Source organism: Pseudomonas muyukensis (assembly GCF_019139535.1).
GTDB classification, from domain to species: domain Bacteria; phylum Pseudomonadota; class Gammaproteobacteria; order Pseudomonadales; family Pseudomonadaceae; genus Aquipseudomonas; species Aquipseudomonas muyukensis.
In genome coordinates this window covers 4,014,371-4,027,557 of sequence record NZ_CP077073.1, presented here as the reverse complement: position 1 = coordinate 4,027,557, position 13,187 = coordinate 4,014,371, and the positions used below count along the sequence as shown (strand labels likewise).

Below are 13,187 nucleotides of genomic sequence, written 5' to 3'. Positions count from 1 at the left end.
GCTAAGTCAGACCAAGGGTTACGGCTGGGTGGTCGATAACTTTAGGGCAAAGTGCCACCGTTTTTGCCGGTCGCCCGGGCAGGGCTGGCCTGCCTGGGCGGCCAGCCGTGTCAGCCCAGGTCCGCCGCGCTATGTCGCTCTGGCACCTGGCTGGCCTCCTCGCCCCAGGTGCGGTTGACCCGGGTGCCGCGCTGCACGGCCGGGCGCTGGGCGATGGCTTCGGCCCAGCGCTGCACATGCGGGTAATCATGGACGGCAAGAAACTCCGCCGCGCCATACAGGTTGCCGCGCACCAGCTGGCCATACCAGGGCCATACGGCGATGTCGGCGATGCTGTATTGGTCGCCGCCCAGGTAGGGGCTTTCGGCCAGGCGCCGCTCGAGCACGTCGAGCTGACGCTTGGCTTCCATGCTGAAGCGGTTGATGGCGTATTCGAACTTCTCGGGCGCATACACATAGAAGTGGCCGAAACCGCCGCCCAGGTAGGGGGCCGAGCCCATCTGCCAGAACAGCCAGTTCAGGCTCTCGGTGCGCGCGGCTGGTGCCTTGGGCAGCAAGGCGCCGAACTTCTCGGCCAGGTACAGCAGGATCGAGCCGGACTCGAATACCCGCACGGGCGGTTCGACGCTATTGTCGAGCAGGGCGGGGATCTTCGAGTTCGGGTTGACCGCGACGAAGCCGCTGCCGAACTGGTCGCCTTCACCGATGCGGATCAACCAGGCGTCGTATTCGGCGCCGGTGTGGCCGAGGGCGAGCAGCTCTTCCAAGAGGATGGTGACCTTGACGCCGTTGGGCGTGGCCAGCGAGTAAAGCTGCAGCGGCTGCTTGCCGACCGGCAGCGGTGTGTCGTGGGTGGGGCCGGCGACGGGGCGGTTGATGCTGGCGAACTGGCCGCCAGAGGGGGCCTGGTGGGTCCAGACCTTGGGCGGAATGTACTCGGGCTTGCTCATGCGCGTAATCTCCTGGAAGGCGGAATGCGGCCAAGTAAAGGCGTGGACCTGCATTCATGCCATGGGTTCGGCGCGAGGGACAAATGCAATCGATGCATAACTGATATCGAATGGCGAGGCTTTACAGGTAGGCTCAGGTGTGACGCAACCCCGCCAAGCGCCAGAGGCACCGCGTCGCCTGGTTCGCCAGCAAGGCTGGCTCCTACGGGGCGTAGGAGCCGGCTTTGCCGGCGAACACCGGCGCAGCCGGTGCCATCCACCACGTCGCTTGCTTCGCCAGCAAGGCTGGCTCCTACAGGGCGTAGGAGCCGGCTTGCCGGCGAACACCGGCATAGCCGGTGCCATCCACCGCGTCGCCTGGTTCGCCAGCAAGGCTGGCTCCTACAGGGTGTAGGAGCCGGCTTGCCGGCGAACACCGGCGCAGCCGGTGCCATCCACCGCGTCGCTTGCTTCGCCAGCAAGGCTGGCTCCTACAGGGCGTAGGAGCCGGCTTGCCGGCGAACACCGGCGCAGCCGGTGCCATCCACCGCGTCGCTTGCTTCGCCAGCAAGGCTGGCTCCTACAGGGCGTAGGAGCCGGCTTGCCGGCGAACACCGGCGCAGCCGGTGCCATCCACCGCGTCGCTTGCTTCGCCAGCAAGGCTGGCTCCTACAGGGCGTAGGAGCCGGCTTGCCGGCGAACACCGGCGCAGCCGGTGCCATCCACCGCGTCGCTTGCTTCGCCAGCAAGGCTGGCTCCTACAGGGCGTAGGAGCCGGCTTGCCGGCGAACACCGGCGCAGCCGGTGCCATCCACCGCGTCGCTTGCTTCGCCAGCAAGGCTGGCTCCTACAGGGCGTAGGAGCCGGCTTGCCGGCGAACACCGGCGCAGCCGGTGCCATCCACCGCGTCGCTTGCTTCGCCAGCAAGCTGGCTCCTACAGGGCGTAGGAGCCGGCTTGCCGGCGAACACCGGCGCAGCCGGTGCCATCCACCGCGTCGCTTGCTTCGCCAGCAAGCTGGCTCCTACGGGGTGTAGGAGCCGGCTTGCCGGCGAACACCGGCGCAGCCGGTGCCATCCACCGCGTCGCCTGGTTCGCCAGCAAGGCTGGCTCCTACAGGGCGTAGGAGCCGGCTTTGCCGGCGAACACCGGCGCAGCCGGTGCCATCCACCGCGTCGCCTGGTTCGCCAGCAAGGCTGACTCCTACAGGGCGTAGGAGCCGGCTTGCCGGCGAACACCGGCATAGCCGGTGCCATCCACCGCGTCGCCTGGTTCGCCAGCAAGCTGGCTCCTACAGGAGTAGCGCATGGCGGGGGCCCTAGAAGCTGTAGTCGACCGTGGCGAAGTACGACCTGGGCGCCCCCAGCAGCCACTGCTCGCCGCTATAGCTGGACTGGGCATACTGGCGGTCGAACAGGTTGTTCACCTGCAGCCCCAGGCGTACATCGGGCAGCACTTGCCAGCCAAGGTTGGCGTCGACCACGCTGTAGCCCGGCACCTGGGCGTCGTTGGCGGCACTGGTGTAGCGCGCGTCCACATAGCGCAGGCCGATACCGGCGTCGACGGCCTGGCCGAAGCCTTTGCTCAACCACAGGTTGGCGGTGCGGCGCGGGACGTCTTGCGGACGATTGCCGGCCCGGTCGTACACCACACCCCCGCTGCGCTGCAGGAAATCATCGTACTTGGCCCGCAGCAGTGCGGCGTTCGCCGACACCTGCCACTGGTTGCCAAGGGCCAGCTCCAGGCTGGCTTCGAGCCCGTCGGAGGTCTGCTGGCCGGCTTGCTGGCTGCCCTTGGTCACCACGTCATAGACCGGCAGCTTTTTCTTGACGATGTGGTACGCCGCCAGCGTCCACTCGCCGCGCCCCTCCCAGAAACGCTGCTTCAAGCCCAGCTCGGTCTGCTTGGCTTCGGTCAGTTCCAGGCGCTGCTCGGGGCGCAAGGTCAACAGGTCGCCGACGCCATCCTCGCTGGTGGAGTACTGGCCGTACAGCGACAGGTCGTCGCTGACGGCGAACACCAGCCCGGCACGCCAGTTGCCGCCGCGCAGGCTGCGGTCGTTGCGGGTGCCGTTGGTGAGGTCGTCGCGGTCGATATGGTTCTGGTCGCGGCGCACGCCGGTGACCAGCGACAGGCGCTCGGTCAGTTGCGTTCTGTTTTCCGCAAAAAGAGCAAAGGTACTGGTTTTGGACAGCATCTGCGGGCGTAGCGGCGAGCCACTGTGGAAACCGCCGGGGGCGGGCTGCCAAGGGTCGAGCGGGTCCTTGCTGTCGTCGTTGTAGGGTGAGTTGCTGTCGACATTGAAACGGATCTTGTTGTACTGCGCCCCGACCACGGTCTTGCTGGCCAGCCCGAACAGCGAATGGTCGAAGGTGAAGCTCTGCAGGTCGCCGATCTGCTCCTGGTTGTGCTTGATCTCAAGGAAACTGCCACGCAGGATCTGCCCGCTGGCGCCATCCCAGCTGTACTCCTCGGCATTGCGCCAGTGCCGGCGGCTCTTGATGTAGTACAGCTGGTTGCTGGCGCTGAGGTGGTCGTTGATCTGCCAGTCGCTGGTCAGCCGCGTCCACTCGTCGTGGTAGCGCTGCTGGTCGTTGCTGACGTTGTAGTTCTTCTTGCCCAGGCTGCTGCGCAGGTGGCCGTCGATCAGTGGGGTGCCGTAGTAGTTGGCCGGTTGTGCGTCGCCGCGCTCGTGGGACAGGGTGAAGCTCAGGTCGTCCGTGGCGTCGAAGCGCAGTGCGGCCGACAGCGCCAGGCTGCGTGAGTCAGTGCGGTCGACCCAACCGTTGCCGGCCTGCTGGTTCAGGGTCAGGCGATAGCTCAGGCGTTCGCTGAGGCTGCCGCCGCTGTCCAGGCCGAGCTGCTGACGGTCCCAGGAGCCGTAACCCAGGCGCAGGTGGTTGCGAATGTCACCACTGAAGGGTTTTTTCGGGATCACGTTGACCACCGCGCCGGTGGCGCCTTCGCCATGCAGCACCGAGGCCGGGCCGCGGATCACCTCGATGCGCTCGACCATCCATGGGTCGACCGGGTAGGTGAGGGTGCCGGCACCGGCGTACAGGCGCGCGCCATCGAACAGGGTCATCACCGAGCTCTGGCCTGTGAAACCGCGCGCCGACAGGCCGGTACCGCCATCGCCCGGGGTGCCGATGAAGGTGATGCCCGGCGAGCGGGTCACGGCGTCCTGCACGGTCTGGTTGTTGCGCCCCTGGATCTGCGCCGCGGTGAGGGTGCTGGTGCTGGCCGGCGTTTCCAGGGCGCTGAGGTTCAGGCGCGAGCCGGCTTGGCTCGGGGTGGCCAGGTCGACGGCCTGCGGCTCACGGTTGTCGGTGATGGCCGTGGCGGGCAGGGTCAGGGAGGCGCCGGGCTGTTCGTCGGCCAGCGCTGGCAGGGACACGGCCAGGCAGGCCGCCAGGGTGTGAAGCTTGTTGAATCGGGACATGTCGTTCCACTGCTGCAGGAATGAATGGATCCCGGTGGAGAACACGCAACGGCGAATCGCGTAGGCAGGCGCGCACGCGGATACCGGCCTGCGCCCGCCCACCGCGGGTTGCCAAGTGAAGCCTCAGGCCGGTCTCCGGGCTTGCGAGGGTCATGAAGCCTTCACCTTCCCATGCCTGTGCACAGTGGTGTGTCGAAGGTTTCGCTCGCTTACCGTTGCGGGGGCAGCGCCGGACTTGTCGTTGACAACGACGCACCGGCTTCCCGTTTCACCCTGCGCGCGGCGGCGCAGGACACCTGAAACTGGCGCGCATCTGATCATCGAACCGGCAGGGAGTCAATCGTTTGAATGAACGCAAAATCTGTGACGCCTTAGCGAGTTAGCGGTAGTTGTCGAATTTTTTTCGAACTTTCGCCAGTGGCGTTGCCTCGAACCGGTCGTTGCTCATTCATTCACGTCATGGAGACTTCTGCGCATGTTTACCCGTCACCTGCTGCGTCATTCCTGCCTGTTGGCCTTGCTCGGCGCGCCCCTGGCCGCCACTGCGGCGCCGAGCAGCGATCCGCTGTTCACCCTCGGCCTGCTGGGCGCCTACGACAAGTTCAAGTTCGAGGGCGGCAGCGAATCGGACAAGCAACACATGGGTCAGGGCGGCGTGTTCGCCACCTTCGGCAACAAGATGACCGCCGAATCCGGCTTCATCTACCAGATCGGTGCCGAGGCCAAGTACGGCAAGAAGAGCGACAACAAGCTCAAGGAGGCCCAGGCCGACCTGGACCTGGGCTGGCGCGCCGCGCTGGATGCGCGCAACTTCGTCGACCTGACCCTGGGCGGCGGCTACAGCTGGACGCGCTTCGAACCCGAGATCAACGACCTCGATACGCGGCTGACCTACAAGTCGCCATTCGCCAAGGCGGCGCTGGGCTACAACCACCAGTTCGACGCCTCGACCCTGCGCGTGGAAGTGGGGGCGCGGCGTACCATCGATGGCCGTGCGCGGCTGAAGGTCGATGACTACGGCAGCGACAGCGTCGACATGAAGGACCGCACCAACCCCTATGCCGAGGTCACCTTGCTGATGAACCAGCAGGGCGGCATGCCGGTGCAACTGGGGGCGTACTACACCCGCACCGAGTACAAGCTCGACGAGGACACCCCGGTGGCGGACAACACCAAGCTCAAGCGGGACGAGTTCGGGGTGAAGGTGGGGTTGGCGTTCTAAGCGCCTGAACGATCTCACCCCCCCTCGCAATCGGTAGGCGCCAGCCTTGCTGGCGAACCAGGCCCCGTGTGCCCCGTGTTCGCCGGCAAACCGGCGCCTATGCCTCTGGCGTGCCGCTCAGCGACCGCGCCGGCGTGATACCCGCGCCTCGATATTCTTGCGGCCTATCAGCAGCGGCGGTTTCTCCAGCACTGGCTCATCGGCCAGCCACTTGTACATCACCAGGCAGTCCACCAGGCCCTGTTCGGCATGGCGATAGGCCTTGGGCAAGCGCCCGACCGTCTCGAAGCCAAGCTTGTGCCATAGCGCCACGGCCACCTCGTTGGTCGCCACCACCGAGTTGAACTGCAGGGCCAGGAAACCTTCCTGGCGGGCGAGTTTCTGCGAGTGCTCGCACATCAACCTGGCCACGCCGCGGCCACGGGCGCTGGCACAGACCATGTAGCCGCAGTTGCCCACGTGGCCACCGGGCCCGGCGGCATTGGCCTTGAGGAAATACGAACCGAGCAATGCGCCGTCCTCTTCGGCCACCAGCGTGCGCAGCGGGGTTTCCAGCCACAGCGCGCGGGCCCGCTCGAAATCGAGCCCGGGGTCGAAGGCGTAGGTCTGGCGGGCCTGGACGATGGCCTGGAAGGTCGGCCAGAAGCGTTCGAAATCTTCCGGGGTCATGGGGCGGATCTGGATCATGGCGGTTCCTGCGGGTACTGAGCCGCTCAGTCTGGGCGGCGCGGCGCCGCCGCGCAAGGGCGGCGACGCCTGGCCGGGTCAGGCCTTGCCCACGGCATCCAGGGCCCGGGCCGAGTAGACCAGCGCGGCGCCAGCATTCATCGCCACCGCCACCCCCAGGGCTTCGGCGATTTCCTCGCGGCTGGCGCCGTGCTTGACCGCCTGCTGCGAGTGCACGGCGATGCAGCCGTCGCAGCGGGTGGTGACGGCCACGGCCAGGGAGATCAGTTCGCGGGTCTTGGCATCCAGGTGGTTGGTCTTGGCCCCGGCGCCGCTGGCGGTCATGTAGCCGGCCACGGTATCGGGGGAGAGCTGCTTGAGATCGCCGATGCCGGCCATCAACTGCTTACGGTAGGCGTCCCAGTCCATCATGCTCATCGTGTTCACCTTGCGAGGTTGGCAACAGGAGCTTTCAGGCTAGACGAAAGTGGGCTGTTCGGGGGAAGGGGAGCTGCGTGGGTGTGGCGGGCTACGAGCGGCTGCGCCGATGTTCGCCGGCAAGGCCGGCTCCTGCGGATGGGCAGGAGCCGGTTTGCGCAGGGGGATCAGATGTAGATGAAGACCAGCACCAGCGCCGCGACCACCGCCCACTTTTCCAGGTAGTAGCGGGTGCGGTTGCGCTTTTTCATGGCCTTGCCGCGTTCACGGATCTTGTAGATGCGGGTGAACAGGCGGTTGATGCCGCCGGTCTTGTCGCTGGCGTCGTTGGGGGCTGCGGCGGCAGCCATGACGTTGCGGCTGAACCAACGGTTGAAGGCGCTCGCCCAGCGGTACTTGAGCGGGCGCTCGACGTCGCAGAACAGGATGATGCGGTTGTGCTCGGTGGTGTTGGCGGCGTAGTGGATGTAGGTCTCGTCGAACACCACGCCCTCGCCGTCGCGCCAGGAGTACTTCTCGCCGTCGACGTCGATGTAGCAGCCGTCGTCGTTGGGCGTGTCCAGGCCCAGGTGGTAGCGGTAGGAACCGGCGTAGGGGTCGCGGTGGCGCACCAGCTTGGCGCCTGGCGGCAAGGTGGCGAACATCGCCGCCTTGACCGAGCCGATGCCTTGCAGCAGTTCGGTGGTGCGTGGGCACAGGGTCATCGCCGAAGGGTGGCTCTCGCCGTACCACTTCAGGTAGAAGCGTTTCCAGCCGGTCTTGAAGAACGAGTTGAAGCCGACATCGTCATAGTTGTCGGACTTCTTGATCTCGCCGGCCTGCAGCAGCTGTTGGCCTTCGGCGCGGATTTCCTGCCAGTGGTCCTGCAGCACCTTCAGCTCGGGGAAGGCCTCCACCGGCAGGTACGGCTTGGCCGGGTGCTTGGAGAACAGGTAGAGGAAGGCGTTGACCGGGGCCAGGAAACTGGAGTGGTCACCCAGCTGGCGAGTCAGTTTGTGGCGAACCCGACCGCGCAGGTGAACATAGGCGATCGAGCATACGAAGATCAGTACGAGTGCAATTTTCATGGACGTTTACTTGTCGAAAAATGGCCATGCGCCATGGCTTAAGCCCGCCAGCATAAACAATCGTGGGCTGGGTTTGTACCTATTGTTGCGACAAATCCCCGCGACTTAGGTGGGATGGCCTACAGGTTGCGTAAACGATTCAACAGGTTGTGCAGCCTTTTCCGATGGCCAGGACGGTACACTCGAACCTTCGATCCGCTGCCAAGGAGCGCCACATGGTCCAGGATGCACGCCCAAGCGGGGCGCCCTTCAAGCGCCTGTTCTTCGCCCTGCCGGTCGCCGCTGCGCAGTGCCGGGCCCTGGCGCAATGGCGCCGAGGCCTGGGCCTGCGCAGCGGCAAGCCGGTGCCGGCCGAGAACTTCCACGTGACCCTGGTGTTTTTGGGCGATGTCGACGCGGCCCAGGTGCCGGCGATCTGCGCTGCGGTCGAACGGGTGAGCCGCCCGCAGGGGCCGTTGCGCGTGGTGCTGGACCGCTTGCAGGTGTGGCCGCGTGCCGACGCGCTGGTGCTGGAGCCCGAGCAGGCGCCCGTCGCCTTGCGCCAGCTGGTTTATGCCCTGCACCAGACGCTGTTGCCGCTGGGAATCGAGGCGCCGACCCGCGAGTACCGGCCTCACCTGACCCTGTCGCGGGATTTTCGCGGGCAGTTGCCGGAAGCCGGTGAAGCACCGGCGTTTTTCCTGGCGGCGCGGCACTTCACCTTGTACGAGTCGCGCAAGGGACGCTATTGGCCCTTGGCCGAGTGGCCCCTGGCGCATTAGGCGTCAGGCGGCGCTGTCGAGCTCGTTGAACAGCGACTGGCCAAGGCCTTTGGCCTGTTCGATCAGGGCCTGGGGATGACCGCCCTCGCTGTCGGCTAGCAGTGTCGAACTGAGCACCTGGGCCCCGCAATAGTCGAAGATGCCGTGCTCGATCTGCACCCGCATGGCTTCGCGGTAGCCGTGTCGCTCGAAGGTGCTGGCATCGGCGCCGGCAACGCCTACCAGATGCGCGGTCATGCCGCGCAGACGCTTGGTGGTGGAGCCGTCGGCGGCCTGGTCGAAGGCCCAGCCGTTGCTGAACACCCGCTCGACCCAGCCCTTGAGCAGGGCGGGCAGCGACCACCAGTAGATGGGGTAGACCAGCAGCAGGGTATCGGCGCGCTCGATGCGCGCCTGTTCGGCCAGCACATCGGCGGGCGGCTTGCCCTGGCGGCGATGCACGGCGTGGTCGGCCAGGCTGAAGCGCGGGTCGAAGCCTTCGGCGGCGAGGTCGGCCAATTCGCTGGTGTGGCCGCTGGCGTGCAGGCCGGCGGCGATCTGCCGAGCCAGGGCGTGGGTGAGGGAGTCGGGGTCGTGATGGCCGATGACGATCAAGGCATGCATAGCGGATCTCCGGGAACGGGATGCAAGGGCGCGGCGAGCGCTATATACTCGCGGTAAGTTACCTTTGGTAAGTTACTTTTGGTAGGTAATCGATGTCAAGCGAGCACAAACCCGTGGCGCGCAAACGCCTGTCGCGCGACGAGCGCCGGCGCCAGTTGCTGGATGTGGCCTGGCGACTGGTCCGTGAGGAGGGCACCGAGGCCCTGAGCCTGGGGCGCCTGGCCGAGCAGGCCGGGGTGACCAAGCCTGTGGTGTATGACCATTTCCAGACCCGTACGGGGCTGCTGGTGGCCTTGTACCAGGAGTACGACGCGCGCCAGACCGCGATGCTCGAGCGTGCCCTGGCCGGTTGCGCGGCCGACCTGGCGGACCGGGCCTGGGTGATTGCCGAGGCCTATGTGGATTGCGTGGCCACCCAGGGCCGGGAGATTCCCGGGGTCAGCGCGGCGCTGGCCGCTTCGCCGGAGATGGAGGCGCTCAAGCGCGGCTATGACGGGCCGTTCATGGACAAGTGCCGACAGGCCCTGGCGCCGTTCGCCGCGGCTGGCGAGATCGGCGTGGCCGGGCTTTGGGGCGTGGTGGGGGCGGCGGATGCGCTGTCACTGGCGGCGGCCTGTGGTGAGCTGGAGGTTGAGGCGGCCAAGCGGGAGTTGCAGGCGATCATCGTGGCGATGGTGTTGCGCCAGTGAGGGTTGGTCGGGGGGGGGACGGCGCCTGTCAGATCGAGCGCCGCCCGCGCGGCGCATCGCGGATGAATCCGCTGCCAGCCTTGGCGCGTGCCTCACACCGGCAAGCGCTGATAGGGCAACTCTTCCCCAGGACTGCGGGCAAACTGGCGCTTGTACTCGCGGCTGAACTGCGACGTGCTCTGGTAGCCAACCCGGTGCGCCACCTGGGCCACCCCCAGGCCTTCGCCGATCAGCATCTGCTGCGCCTTGAGCAAGCGCAGGCGCTTGAGGTACTGCATCGGCGCCAGGTCGGTGCAGCGCTTGAAGTGCTCATGGAAGGTCGACACGCTCATGTTGGCCCGGCTGGCCAGTTCATCGACCCCCAGCGGTTCGGCGTAATGCAGGCGCAGGTAGCTCAACGCCGCGGCGATGCGGGCAAAGTGCCCCTGCTGCTCGACCAGTGCCCGCAGCACCCCGGCCTGCGGGCCGCGCAAGGCGGTATAGAGCACTTCGCGCACCCGTGCCGGGCCCAGCACCTTGGCGTCCAGCGGGTCCTGCAGGCACTGCAGCAGGCGTTCGACGCTGTCGCGCATGGCCGCGTCCAGCGCCGCCGACGTCATCGATTGCGGGGTCTGGGCCTGTACGGCGGCGTCGGGGGCCAGGTTCATGCTCTGTACCAGCTCGCCGAGCAGGCTCCGGTCGATATCCACCGCCACCCCCAACAGCGGGGCGTCGGGGGTGGCGAAGGTCTCGCACATGAACGGCACCGACAGCGCCTGTACCAGGTAATGCCCGGCGCCGTACTCCAGGGTGCGCGGCCCCAGGCGTGCCAGCTTGCTGCCCTGGGCGAGGATGATCAGGCTGGGCTCGTAGATCTGCGGGCTGCTGGCCACGTAGTGCTCCCAGCTCAGCACCTGCACCTGCGCCAGGGCGGTGGGCACGAACCCCGGGCCTGTGGCGAGGCGACGGATCAGCGAGCAGAGCGTGGCGTTGGCATCCACGTGGCGAGTCAGGTGCATGATGGCCCCGGGTAGAGAATCGGACAGTCGTATCTTCGCAAATTCACGCGCAAGCGCCAGCTGTCGATAGGCAGATCCGGAGAATCGGGCATGCATGCCGGAGAATCGACCGTGGTCGAGGGCGGCCCGGCTGCGCAGAATGCGCGGCCTGTTCCGTTCCGCCCGAGAGGTCCCGCATGTACACCGCCATCGGCTATGCCGCCCAGTCTCCCTCCAGCCCTCTGGCCCCCATGACCTTCCAGCGCCGCAGCCCGCGCGCGGACGATGTGGTGATCGAGATCCTCTACTGTGGCGTCTGCCATTCCGATATCCACCAGGCCCGCAACGAGTGGGGCATTGCCGTGTATCCGCTGATGCCGGGCCACGAGATCGTCGGCCGGGTCAGCGCCGTGGGCGACCAGGTCAGCCGCCACCAGGTTGGTGACCTGGTCGGTGTCGGTTGCATGGTCGATTCGTGCCGCCACTGCGCAGCCTGCCGCCAGGACCTCGAGCAGTATTGCCTGGAAGGCCCGACCATGACCTACGCCAGCCCTGACCGCATCGATGCCAGCAACACCCTGGGCGGCTATGCCAGCAGCATCGTGGTCAGCGAGCACTTCGTGCTGCGCCTGCCGCAGGGCCTGGATCTCCCCAGCGCGGCACCGATCCTCTGCGCCGGCATCACCACCTATTCGCCGCTCAAGCACCACGGCGTCGGCCCCGGGCACCAGGTCGGCGTGCTGGGCATGGGCGGCCTGGGCCATATGGGCATCAAGTTCGCCAAGGCCCTGGGCGCCGAAGTGACCCTGTTCACCCGCTCCCTGGCCAAGGCCGAGGAGGCCCGACGCCAGGGCGCGGACCATGTGATCCTGTCCACCGATGCCGAGCAGATGCGCGCGGCGGCCGAGCGTTTCGATTTCCTGCTCGACACCATCCCGGTGCCGCACGACCTCAACCCGTACCTGGAGACCTTGAAGTTCGACGGCGTGCATATTCTGGTCGGGCTGGTCGAGCCGATCCAGACACCGGTGCATGCTGCCCACCTGGTGACCAAGCGCCGGGTGCTGGCGGGCTCGATGATCGGCGGGATCGCCGAAACCCAGGAGGTCCTGGATTTCTGCGCCGAGCATGGGATCGGTTGCGATGTCGAGATGCTGGATATTGCTGATATCAATCAGGCGTACGCGCGGATGATCGCGGGGGATGTGAAGTACCGTTTCGTGATCGACATGGCTACGTTGCGGGGGTGAGGGGCCCGCCGTTAGATAGGCAGCGCCTATCAGGTCGAGCGCCGCCCGCGCGGCGCTCGATCTTCCAGGCGCTGCAAAACGCCCGTCCTACCTCAAGCCTTACAACCGCGTCACCCACTTGCCCACGCGGCTGCCATCCTTGAGCTGACGCAACGCCGCCGGCAGTTCCTCGAACGCAAAGTCCTGGCGCGCCGGCGCCAACAAGCGGCCATCGGCAACCGCCTGCAACAAGCGCTCCCCCTCGGCTTTCAGCGCCTGGCGGTCAAGCAGGCGGCCATGGGCATGGACGCTGTTGAGCGCCACCTCATGCAACGAGATCGCGCTGCTGAAAGCCGGCAGCGGCGCCTGCTCCTGACGATCCTGAATGCACACCAGGTGGCCGTTGTATCCCAGCAGGTGGGCCAGGCTGGCCGCGTGGGCACCACTGACGGTGTCGAACAGCGCATGCAGCGGGCGCTCGCCCAGGGCCTGCTGCAGGGCCCCTTGCCAATCACCGGCGCGGTAGTCGAACACCCCGGCCACGCCCAGTTCGCGCAGGCGTGCATGGTGCTGCTGCCCGGCCGTGGCCCATACCTGCAAGCCACGCTGCACGGCCAACTGCACCAGGTAGAACGCCACCGCGCCGCCCGCGCCGATTACCAGCACATCGCGCGAGGCACCCTCGGCGACCTTTGCCAGCGCTTGCCAGGCGGTCAGCGCCGGGCATGGCACCGCGGCTGCGGCGGCGATGTCGAGGTTGGCAGGAATGTGCATCACCAGGCTGGCGTCGAGCAGGCAGTGTTCGGCGAAACTGCCGTCGCGCGACAGCGACTGGTGATAGGCGACGCGGCTGCCCAGCGGCAGGTCGACGCCTTCGCCCACGGCCACCACGAGCCCGGCACCGTCGACACCCGGCACGGTGCCCTGGCGCCAATCGGCGTGGCCCCATTCGCAGATCTTCCAGTCCACCGGGTTGAGGGCGATGGCCTGGTTGGCCACCAGCACCTGGCCGGGGCCGGGGGTAGGCAGGGGTTTGCGGATCAACTGCAGGCCGTCGAGGCCGGCACCTGGGGTCCAGCCCCAGGCTTGATGGTCATTGGACATGGTGGGTCCTTTCACGAAGGAATAACGTGGGGCACGTACGTGGGGCGGCGCTGCGCCGCCC

General features: G+C 66.8%; 12 protein-coding genes and 1 riboswitch. Of the genes, 4 read left to right on the top strand and 8 right to left on the bottom strand.

Translation table 11 applies throughout. The features are described 5' to 3' along the window. Positions 1-110: 110 nt before the first annotated feature. Positions 111-950: a glutathione-dependent disulfide-bond oxidoreductase gene (yghU, locus tag KSS95_RS17705; RefSeq protein WP_217848357.1), complete on the bottom strand. Its 840-nt coding sequence runs from the start codon at positions 948-950 to the stop codon at positions 111-113. 1,296 nt (positions 951-2,246) lie between these two features. Beyond that, on the bottom strand, positions 2,247-4,370 hold the full coding sequence (locus tag KSS95_RS17700; protein WP_217848356.1) for a TonB-dependent receptor: 2,124 nt from the start codon (positions 4,368-4,370) through the stop codon (positions 2,247-2,249). Positions 4,371-4,479: 109 nt separating this feature from the next. Beyond that, a riboswitch (cobalamin riboswitch) is annotated at positions 4,480-4,685 on the bottom strand. Positions 4,686-4,845: 160 nt separating this feature from the next. Between KSS95_RS17700 and KSS95_RS17695 the strand changes: the two genes are divergently transcribed. After that, on the top strand, positions 4,846-5,592 hold the full coding sequence (locus KSS95_RS17695; RefSeq protein ID WP_217848355.1) for an outer membrane beta-barrel protein: 747 nt from the start codon (positions 4,846-4,848) through the stop codon (positions 5,590-5,592). A gap of 117 nt (positions 5,593-5,709) precedes the next feature. Here KSS95_RS17695 and KSS95_RS17690 read toward each other — a convergent pair whose 3' ends face one another. The 3 genes from KSS95_RS17690 to lpxO form a co-directional block, all read right to left on the bottom strand. Further along, positions 5,710-6,279, bottom strand: a complete 570-nt coding sequence (locus tag KSS95_RS17690) for a GNAT family N-acetyltransferase (protein ID WP_217848354.1) — start codon at positions 6,277-6,279, stop codon at positions 5,710-5,712. Between the two features lie 78 nt (positions 6,280-6,357). Further along, the gene (locus tag KSS95_RS17685; protein ID WP_217848353.1) at positions 6,358-6,696 is read right to left on the bottom strand and encodes a carboxymuconolactone decarboxylase family protein; all 339 of its coding nucleotides are present in this window, start codon (positions 6,694-6,696) and stop codon (positions 6,358-6,360) included. A gap of 167 nt (positions 6,697-6,863) precedes the next feature. Then, positions 6,864-7,763 (bottom strand): lipid A hydroxylase LpxO, encoded by a 900-nt coding sequence (gene lpxO, locus KSS95_RS17680; RefSeq protein WP_217848352.1) that lies wholly within the window; start codon positions 7,761-7,763, stop codon positions 6,864-6,866. Between the two features lie 215 nt (positions 7,764-7,978). On the opposite strand from lpxO, the gene thpR reads away from it, so the two are divergent. Beyond that, a complete protein-coding gene (gene thpR, locus KSS95_RS17675; protein WP_217848351.1) occupies positions 7,979-8,524 on the top strand; it encodes an RNA 2',3'-cyclic phosphodiesterase in 546 nt (181 codons plus the stop codon). Positions 8,525-8,527: 3 nt separating this feature from the next. Here the strand turns inward: thpR and KSS95_RS17670 are convergent, their stop codons facing one another. Continuing rightward, a complete protein-coding gene (locus KSS95_RS17670) occupies positions 8,528-9,127 on the bottom strand; it encodes an NAD(P)H-dependent oxidoreductase (protein ID WP_217848350.1) in 600 nt (199 codons plus the stop codon). Between the two features lie 92 nt (positions 9,128-9,219). Here KSS95_RS17670 and KSS95_RS17665 point away from each other — a divergent pair, with 92 nt between their 5' ends. Continuing rightward, positions 9,220-9,816, top strand: a complete 597-nt coding sequence (locus tag KSS95_RS17665; protein ID WP_217848349.1) for a TetR/AcrR family transcriptional regulator — start codon at positions 9,220-9,222, stop codon at positions 9,814-9,816. A 92-nt stretch (positions 9,817-9,908) separates the two neighbouring features. Here the strand turns inward: KSS95_RS17665 and KSS95_RS17660 are convergent, their stop codons facing one another. Further along, entirely contained in the window at positions 9,909-10,814 is a 906-nt protein-coding gene (locus tag KSS95_RS17660; protein ID WP_217848348.1) for an AraC family transcriptional regulator, read from the bottom strand. A gap of 176 nt (positions 10,815-10,990) precedes the next feature. Between KSS95_RS17660 and KSS95_RS17655 the strand changes: the two genes are divergently transcribed. Continuing rightward, positions 10,991-12,043, top strand: a complete 1,053-nt coding sequence (locus KSS95_RS17655) for an NAD(P)-dependent alcohol dehydrogenase (protein ID WP_217848347.1) — start codon at positions 10,991-10,993, stop codon at positions 12,041-12,043. A gap of 99 nt (positions 12,044-12,142) precedes the next feature. On the opposite strand, the gene KSS95_RS17650 is transcribed toward KSS95_RS17655, so the two are convergent. Then, positions 12,143-13,126 (bottom strand): zinc-binding dehydrogenase, encoded by a 984-nt coding sequence (locus tag KSS95_RS17650; protein WP_217848346.1) that lies wholly within the window; start codon positions 13,124-13,126, stop codon positions 12,143-12,145. Positions 13,127-13,187: the final 61 nt, after the last annotated feature.

Bases quoted from the DNA above. Each gene is read 5' to 3' on its own strand.
- yghU (WP_217848357.1), bottom strand. From the start codon at position 950: ATGAGCAAGCCCGAGTACATTCCGCCCAAGGTCTGGACCCACCAGGCC.
- KSS95_RS17700 (WP_217848356.1), bottom strand. From the start codon at position 4,370: ATGTCCCGATTCAACAAGCTTCACACCCTGGCGGCCTGCCTGGCCGTG.
- KSS95_RS17695 (WP_217848355.1), top strand. From the start codon at position 4,846: ATGTTTACCCGTCACCTGCTGCGTCATTCCTGCCTGTTGGCCTTGCTC.
- KSS95_RS17690 (WP_217848354.1), bottom strand. From the start codon at position 6,279: ATGATCCAGATCCGCCCCATGACCCCGGAAGATTTCGAACGCTTCTGG.
- KSS95_RS17685 (WP_217848353.1), bottom strand. From the start codon at position 6,696: ATGAGCATGATGGACTGGGACGCCTACCGTAAGCAGTTGATGGCCGGC.
- lpxO (WP_217848352.1), bottom strand. From the start codon at position 7,763: ATGAAAATTGCACTCGTACTGATCTTCGTATGCTCGATCGCCTATGTT.
- thpR (WP_217848351.1), top strand. From the start codon at position 7,979: ATGGTCCAGGATGCACGCCCAAGCGGGGCGCCCTTCAAGCGCCTGTTC.
- KSS95_RS17670 (WP_217848350.1), bottom strand. From the start codon at position 9,127: ATGCATGCCTTGATCGTCATCGGCCATCACGACCCCGACTCCCTCACC.
- KSS95_RS17665 (WP_217848349.1), top strand. From the start codon at position 9,220: ATGTCAAGCGAGCACAAACCCGTGGCGCGCAAACGCCTGTCGCGCGAC.
- KSS95_RS17660 (WP_217848348.1), bottom strand. From the start codon at position 10,814: ATGCACCTGACTCGCCACGTGGATGCCAACGCCACGCTCTGCTCGCTG.
- KSS95_RS17655 (WP_217848347.1), top strand. From the start codon at position 10,991: ATGTACACCGCCATCGGCTATGCCGCCCAGTCTCCCTCCAGCCCTCTG.
- KSS95_RS17650 (WP_217848346.1), bottom strand. From the start codon at position 13,126: ATGTCCAATGACCATCAAGCCTGGGGCTGGACCCCAGGTGCCGGCCTC.